Below are 7,700 nucleotides of genomic sequence, written 5' to 3' on the forward strand. Positions count from 1 at the left end.
GAGTAGGCGTTGCTAATGTAACTTTTGAACCAGGATGTCGTAATAACTGGCATATTCATCATAAAGGTGGACAAATCTTATTAGTTACTGATGGTAAAGGATGGTATCAGGAATGGGGGAAACCAGCTCAAGAGTTAAAACCAGGTGATGTCGTTAATATTGCCCCAGAAGTTAAACATTGGCATGGTGCTGCCAAAGATTCCTGGTTTGCTCATATTGCAATTGAAGTACCGGCAAAAGATGCTTCAAATGAATGGTTAGAGCCGGTAGAAGACAAAGATTATTTAGCTTTATAAAAATCTTTAGAAAGTTGTTTTGACAACTTTCTTTTTTATTGATTTTAATTATAATAGAAGAATTTTGTTGATTGGTGGAAAGATATTAGTAAAAACTGCTATAATAGTAGTATTAGAGGAGGGCAAATTAATGCTTTGCGATTATCATATACACACTGAATTCAGTTTTGATTGCAATTGCTTAATGGAGGATATTATCAAAATGGCAATCGAAAAGGGATTAGAAGAAATTTGTTTTACTGATCATGTTGATTATGGAATTAAAAAGGATGTTGATGATCCTGATTTTATTGAAGGTAAAGATGATAGTAATGTTAATTATCCATTATATTTTCAAAAAATTGAATATTTAAAAAAGAAATATTATCAAAACATTACGATAAAAAGAGGTTTGGAGTTTGGGGTTCAAGTTCATACAATTGATCAGTTTAAACAGCTTTATGATCGCTATGATTTAGATTTTATTATTCTTTCAATCAATCAGCTAGAAAATCAAGAGTTATTTAAACATAATTTAGATAAAAAATATAGTGCTTTACGATATTATCAGGAATTACTAGAAGTTATCAAAAAATATCATGATTATAGTGTTATCGGGCATTTTGATTTAATCAAGAAATGTTGTCAGGATGAATATTCTATTTCTAAATATCAAGATATTATTGCTGATATATTAAAACAGCTTATTATAGATAACAAAGGAATTGAAGTCAATTTATCATCATTAAAACAAGAGGGTATCTATTTAGTACCATCTATCAAGATTTTAAAAATGTATCATGATCTAGGGGGTAAAATTATAACAATTGGCAGCAACAGCTATGAAATGAATCAAGTTGGTAAATATATTGAGGAAATGAAAATGGAATTAAAGAAAATCGGTTTTAAACATTTTTGTACTTTTAAACAAATGCAGCCAATTTTTCATTTATTATAAATAATGATTAGAAGAGGTGAAAAAATGAGTGATAAAGCAGTTCAGGTTACTAAAACAATTGAAGATAATAAAACTATTTATCAAATTGTTCATGAACATTTACTAGGTGAATTAGTTATTTGGAATAACTTGATCGTTGAAGAAAATATTATTGATCAAACCAGTAAAGGGCACTGTTATTATTTGCATTATCTAATTAGTCAAGAGGATGATCAAGAACAAATTTTAGCAAATTTTAAACAATTATTAGTAAATTTTAAACAGCAGAGTTATGAAATTAAAGCTGATCTATCATCTAGAAAAATTTTGATTTGTTGTTCTAGCGGTCTTACTTCAAGTATGTTTGCAACAAAATTAAACGATTTTTGTATTCAAAAAAACTTGTCATATTATTTCAATGCAACAAGTATTTTTGACCAGGAAGCATTAAATCAAGAATATGATCTAGTTTTAATGGCGCCTCAGGTCCAGCATTATTCCAAAGGGTTAGCTAATAAATTTAATCAGCGTATTTTAGATATTGATGCTAAAGACTATGGCCAGTATAATTGTAATAATATTATTGCTTTAATTCAGGAGATTTTTCTATAATTCTAGGAGTTTAATTTCTTTTTACGTGAATTTGTTATATACTATAAGTAAGTAATTATCATAATAATATTAAGAAAGTGAGTAGATGCGTATGGAATTAATGATTTCAAGAATATTGAAATATTTAAATGGGTGTTTGGACGATGATCATATGTATAGAATTGGTAACTTTGTCATTGAACACTATACGGAAATGGAAAAATATAGTCTTGATGACTTTTTAAAAGCTGGAAATTTTAATGAAGCAGATTTGCTGGATTTTTGTCGTCATTTTGGGATTTACAGTTATAATGATTTTAAAGAACAGTTATTAGCGGATCGCCAAAGCCGTTTAGAACAAATTCATGCTCGGATGCTAAATTTTGATATCAGCAGTTTTTATAATTATTTAGATACTAGTTATAATAAAGAAGAACTTAGTAAGTTAATTGATGAACTATGTGATTTGATTTTCAAGAAAAAAAGAATTGTTATTATTGGGGCTTTATATCCTAGCAGTGTTGCCGTAGATTTGCAGACTGATTTAATATCATTAGGTAAAGAAGTTGTTGAATATCATTCATTTGATACTGAATTTGAGTTTAGTGATGATGATATTGTTATTTTCATTACGGCTACGGGAAGATTGATGGAACAAAATGTTAAAAAGTTAAAACCACAAAACATTTGTGAAGCATATTTGGTTTTAATTACCCAAAATATTAAATATCGTGAATATCAAAACGTCTGTGCTGATTATGCAATTGAAGTTTTAGGTAAATTTGATGGTATTCAATTTAATTATCAAATTATGATGATCTTTGATTTATTACGAGTTAATTATTATCAAAAATACTATCGTTAATTTAATAGACAGCTAAAAGCTGTCTATCTTTAATTAAGGAGGAGCTATGTTATTAAAACAGATGAAATACTTTGTAACTGTTGTCGATTGTCAAAGTTTTACCGAAGCCGGAGAAAAGTGCTTTATTTCACAATCAGCCATATCCCAACAGATTAAAGCTTTAGAAAGTGAATTGGGGGTGGCTTTGCTCAAAAGAAAAAATCGTCAATTTTCATTAACGCCAGCCGGTGAATACTTTTATCGTCATGCAAGCGGTTTGTTACAAGAAATTGAAGAATTAAAAAATGAAACGATTCGTCGTGGTGAAGACCAGGAAACAACAATGAGGATCGGATATTTAAGATGTTATGGCGCTTTGGAATTACATCATGCCATTGCTTTATTTTCTAAAACTTATCCCGAAATATCATTATCAATTGTTAATGGAACCCATGAGGAATTATATAATTTATTAATTACTAATCAGGTTGACTTAATTATTAGTGATCAAAGACGAGCTTTCAATAATGATTATTATAATTATGAATTATTGTATAGTGACTGTTATATTGAAGTGTCAAATCAGCACCCATTAAGCAGCAAACAAGTAATTACTTTAAATGATTTACAAAAATATTCATGTATTTTAATAACCAGTAAAGAACAGCAGCTCCATGAAAAAGATTATTATCAAAATACCTTAGGTTTTGCTAATAAATTTATCTTTGTTGATACTTTAGAAGAAGGGCGAATGATGGTTGTTAGTAATCGCGGTTTTTTACCAATTGAAGCTGTTGGTACTCTAACAATACCGGCACCAGGCATTGTTAGAATCCCAATCTATCATCATGATAAACCATTACAAAGAAACTATTGCGCTTTTTGGGCTAAAGATAAAACTAATTATTATCTCGAAGAGTTTGCTGATTTAATGCGAAAGTTATTAAAAGATATTCCCCCAATTTAAAAATCCTGCTTTTTGGCAGGATTTATTTATACGCATTAAAATGCCTGGCAGCTAAAACCATCTGTCCTAAAAGATTATATTCTTTTAATGAATCAATTAAAACAATTGGCGGAATATATTTTTCGGGAAGATATTTTTTAGTTTTATTTAATAGCTCATCACTGTCTTTTAAAAAGTATGATGAAATAATAATTGTTTCAGGATCGAGCATAGCAATAATACAGGTAACTGTTTTAGCCATCATTTCAATTGAATCATCTAATATTTTAGTTTTATCATTTTCAAATGAAACAATATCAATTGGTAAATATTTCATTTCACCAGCAATATTCTTCCTACCGGTAAGCAATTGACCATTAACAATATTGCCAATACCGCCATAACGTCCCATCAAAGGAATAAACATGAATGAAAGTGATGAGTATTGATCCTGGCTAACATAATAACCAGCAGCGATACAATTTACATCATTACTGATTAAAAACTGGTAAGGATATTTTTTAGTAAGATAATGCATGATATCATAATCATTAAATCCTGATTCAACCCATGATAGGCGGCCATCATTAATAATTCCGGGCATTGAAATACTGATTATTTTAATATCAGGATGTTCAACAGTAACTGTATCAATAATATCATAAAGGTCATTTAAAGAAACTTTTGATTTAATAACTTCACCATCTAAGATAATTTGATTATGTTTATTATAGATGCGATAGTCGAAAAAGACTTGTTCATTACCTCTAATTAAAGCAATCGTTAAGATCTTACAAGTATTATCAATCGATTGTTTTAATGATAGTGGTGCCGTTTTAATAGTTTCACCTTTATTTTTACTTAAAGCTTCTTGAATCAGTGAAATCATTTTTCCAGCATCATATTTAGCGAAGGTTTGGGGCGGGATTTTTAAAACAACTTTATTTTTTAGAGCTTCTTCAACTTTAGCATGCATATATGAAATTTGTGGTGCTAATAAAACGATATCGTATTGTTTACCGCTTTCAAATAATTCATTATAAGGAACAGCGCTAAATTCATAATCAAGATCTAATAAAGTGGCAATTTCGTTTAATTTTTCAGCAAAAAAGCCAGTTGTCAGGCCACCACTACAGCTAAGAAGAATCTTTTTGACAGGTTTCTTGACTAATTTTTTGATAGCATCTAACATTTCTTCATATAATTCGATTGCATGGCTTAACGTATTCATTTGAAAATGTAAATAGAATTCAGCGTTATTAGTAGTTAAATTAGTAACAATAAATTCAATAATGCTCATTTTATTAAAAGTTATTTCACTATGACTATAGGCAGTATCAATTACAATGACACTATCATCATCTTCTTTTAGTTTAATAGAATAGTCATCATTAGTTTGAGATAAGATCCATTGTTTAAAAACAAGAGTATTGATCTCCCTTAAAAATTCGTCCATGAATAGCCTCCTTTTTTGATTGATTTACTTATAGTTTAGCACATCAAATTTATTTTTTATAGCTAATATCCAGAAAAAATTAAAGGGTCAAAATTGACCCTTAATCAAGTGAAATTATTTCATATTCACGAATTCCTAAATTTAACTTAGCTGCTGCTTCAACTGTATGAATACCATGACGAGAATCCATCCGTTCGATTAAAGCTTTTTTTCCAGGATCTGGTGAATTAATGACAGCATCATAACAAGCCTGATCTAAAGCAACCGGATCTAGAGAAGCAAAAATACCGATATCGGCCATTTCTGGTGGTGCTGGATGGCTGTCACAATCACAATCAACCGAAAGATTGTTGGCAACACTGATATAAACAATATTTTCTTTACCCATATAATCAATGACTCCTTTACAGGCATCTGCCATTGATTCTAAAAAATGATCTTGTGGTGGTAAACTATCCCATAAAAGTTTAGGATCACTAGTTTTGCTGGCAGTATGAATATATGTTTTTCCTCTTGAAGAAGCGATTCCAATACTCATATTTTTCAAAGCACCGCCAAAACCACCCATTGCATGACCTTTAAAATGTGATAAAACGATCATTGACTGATAATTTTTAAAGTTAGCACCAACAATATCCTTATCTAAATGGAAACCATCTTTAATTAGCAGTTCCATTTCTCCGCTTGCATCCATGATATCACAAGGAGCAATCGCTTTAAAACCATGATCTTCAATTGTCTTTAAATGATCAGCTACAGCCATACGTTTACCACCGTATGCAGTACAGCATTCAACAATAGTACCATTAACTTTAGTTATTAGATTTTTAATTAAATTAGGATTTAAAAAATTATGACCACCAGGTTCACCAGTAGAAATCTTGATTGCTGTTTTACCATTTAACTCAATTTGTAAAGCATCAAAAATGTTAACTAAACTATCTGGTGTGATGTCTTTAGTAAAATAAACTTTAGCTTTTTCCATTATCTATCATTCCTTTCTAAATCCTAATATACATCTTAAAGTTTACTTTAAGTCAATGTTTTTTGCATAACAAAATTAGTTAAACTAATATTATTTCTAGTTACTGTTTGTTCTTTAATGACCTGATAACCGCGTTTTAAAAAGAAAGGTTTAGCAGTAATTGAAGCATGAGTAGTAATGATTTTTTTATTTACTATTTTTTCTAACTGATCACAAATTAAAGTAGCTACTTTTTGATTTTGAAAATCTTTATGGACAAATAAATGATCTAAATAGCCGTCATTACTAATATCACCAAAACCAATTATTTGATTATTTTCTTTTACAACAATACAATAATTATTTGATAAACTTTGATGCCATTTTTTATAGTCAATAGTTGATGGAGCCCAGGCATCTACCTGTTCTTTAGTATAATCTTTAATATTTATCTGATGAACAGTTTGATAAAATAATTTAATTATTTCATCAAGATCTTCAATTTTATATTTATAAATATTCATGTTTTTTCCCTCCGTAAAAAAATATTATCTAATAAAACAAACTTTTATACAAGTAGAAAATTGAATTTTGCAACAGTGTTGTTGTTTTTTTAGCTAATTTTTTTCAGATTTTGAAACAAGAAGGGGGTGTTTTTAACGTAAAATCAAGGGTTTCAAGCGATAAAATGTCCTAAAATGTACCTCGTAAGTAACAAATAAGTAACAAGGAATTAAGAAGCTGGAATCTTAATTTTTAAAACTTCATGGTATAGATTTTCTATTATAGTATCAGTATAAGTATCAAAAGTAATGTCCTTAAATTTATGACCTAAAACACGCTTTCTTGCAAAAATATCCACATTATTTATTTGACATAAAGTAGCAAAAGTATCTCTTGTGTCGTGTATAGTATGATTTAGATTCAAATCATTCATTAAACTGTAAAATTTTTTATCTTTGAAGTTGGTGTAAGAAACATCAATTACTCTTTTTCCTTTTTTTAACAGTAGTGATTTGACATAAGGCTGAATAAAAGGGTGGATAGGGATGTATCTGTTTTTTCCGGCTTCGGTTTTAGATCCGGTAATTAAGTAGGGACATTGGCTGTCTATATAGATATTTTTTCGAGGAATATTCAGCAGTTCATTAGCTCTTAATCCGGTGAATATATATATTAATACAATTTTAGCTATATCACTATTGTCATTCATCAATAGCTTGATTTCCTCCATGCTGAAAGCATAATGTTTCGAGCTCTCTTTTGCCTGACCGCATTTTATGTATTCGGTATAGTTATCATCACGACTTATATACTGATGGATTACTGCATATTCAAATATTTTTGAACACAATACTTTCATATGCACCTTTGTACCATGACCGGATTTATCGTGATCAAAAATATACTGCAAATCACTTAGAGTAATTTGAGATATTTTTTTATCCCATATAGAATCAAAATGTTTGATCCATGCACGATATCCTGTTTTAGCTGATTTAGAAAGCTTTGATAAATCTTTTTCGTAGACAATATCAAATATTTCCTTGAATGTAGGCGTATTCTTTTCTCGCTGATCAACAAGTTTTTGGAAAGTGTCCGGAGCTAAAGAACTTGCCTCTTTATCGGTTATTGTTTTTTTACTGGTTAAACGGTATAGTGTCAAGGCATCATCGGCTTCCTGCCA

Annotated in this window: 9 protein-coding genes; 5 read left to right on the forward strand and 4 right to left on the reverse strand. The window is 29.5% G+C overall.

The features are described 5' to 3' along the window. The 5 genes from J7M77_RS14825 to J7M77_RS14845 all read left to right on the forward strand — a co-directional run. On the forward strand, window positions 1–296 hold a 296-nt coding region (locus J7M77_RS14825), incomplete at its 5' end, for a cupin domain-containing protein (RefSeq protein ID WP_296879963.1). A gap of 130 nt (window positions 297–426) precedes the next feature. Beyond that, a complete protein-coding gene (locus J7M77_RS14830; RefSeq protein ID WP_296879964.1) occupies window positions 427–1,233 on the forward strand; it encodes a histidinol-phosphatase HisJ family protein in 807 nt (268 codons plus the stop codon). A 24-nt stretch (window positions 1,234–1,257) separates the two neighbouring features. Next, the gene (locus tag J7M77_RS14835; RefSeq protein WP_296879967.1) at window positions 1,258–1,824 is read left to right on the forward strand and encodes a hypothetical protein; all 567 of its coding nucleotides are present in this window, start codon (window positions 1,258–1,260) and stop codon (window positions 1,822–1,824) included. A gap of 91 nt (window positions 1,825–1,915) precedes the next feature. After that, the gene (locus tag J7M77_RS14840) at window positions 1,916–2,668 is read left to right on the forward strand and encodes a MurR/RpiR family transcriptional regulator (protein WP_296879971.1); all 753 of its coding nucleotides are present in this window, start codon (window positions 1,916–1,918) and stop codon (window positions 2,666–2,668) included. A gap of 46 nt (window positions 2,669–2,714) precedes the next feature. Next, window positions 2,715–3,614, forward strand: coding sequence for a LysR family transcriptional regulator (locus J7M77_RS14845; RefSeq protein ID WP_296879972.1), 900 nt, complete (start codon window positions 2,715–2,717; stop codon window positions 3,612–3,614). 22 nt (window positions 3,615–3,636) lie between these two features. Here the strand turns inward: J7M77_RS14845 and J7M77_RS14850 are convergent, their stop codons facing one another. The 4 genes from J7M77_RS14850 to J7M77_RS14865 all read right to left on the reverse strand — a co-directional run. Continuing rightward, on the reverse strand, window positions 3,637–5,049 hold the full coding sequence (locus J7M77_RS14850; protein ID WP_296879975.1) for an ROK family protein: 1,413 nt from the start codon (window positions 5,047–5,049) through the stop codon (window positions 3,637–3,639). Between the two features lie 100 nt (window positions 5,050–5,149). Continuing rightward, on the reverse strand, window positions 5,150–6,034 hold the full coding sequence (locus J7M77_RS14855; protein WP_296879978.1) for a DUF362 domain-containing protein: 885 nt from the start codon (window positions 6,032–6,034) through the stop codon (window positions 5,150–5,152). Between the two features lie 47 nt (window positions 6,035–6,081). Continuing rightward, a complete protein-coding gene (locus J7M77_RS14860; protein ID WP_296879979.1) occupies window positions 6,082–6,537 on the reverse strand; it encodes a GNAT family N-acetyltransferase in 456 nt (151 codons plus the stop codon). Between the two features lie 209 nt (window positions 6,538–6,746). Then, a partial coding sequence (locus tag J7M77_RS14865; RefSeq protein ID WP_296879981.1) for a site-specific integrase occupies window positions 6,747–7,700 on the reverse strand: 954 nt, incomplete at its 5' end.

Source organism: Thomasclavelia sp. (genome assembly GCF_017889095.1).
In the GTDB taxonomy this organism is placed as follows: domain Bacteria; phylum Bacillota_I; class Bacilli_A; order Erysipelotrichales; family Coprobacillaceae; genus Thomasclavelia.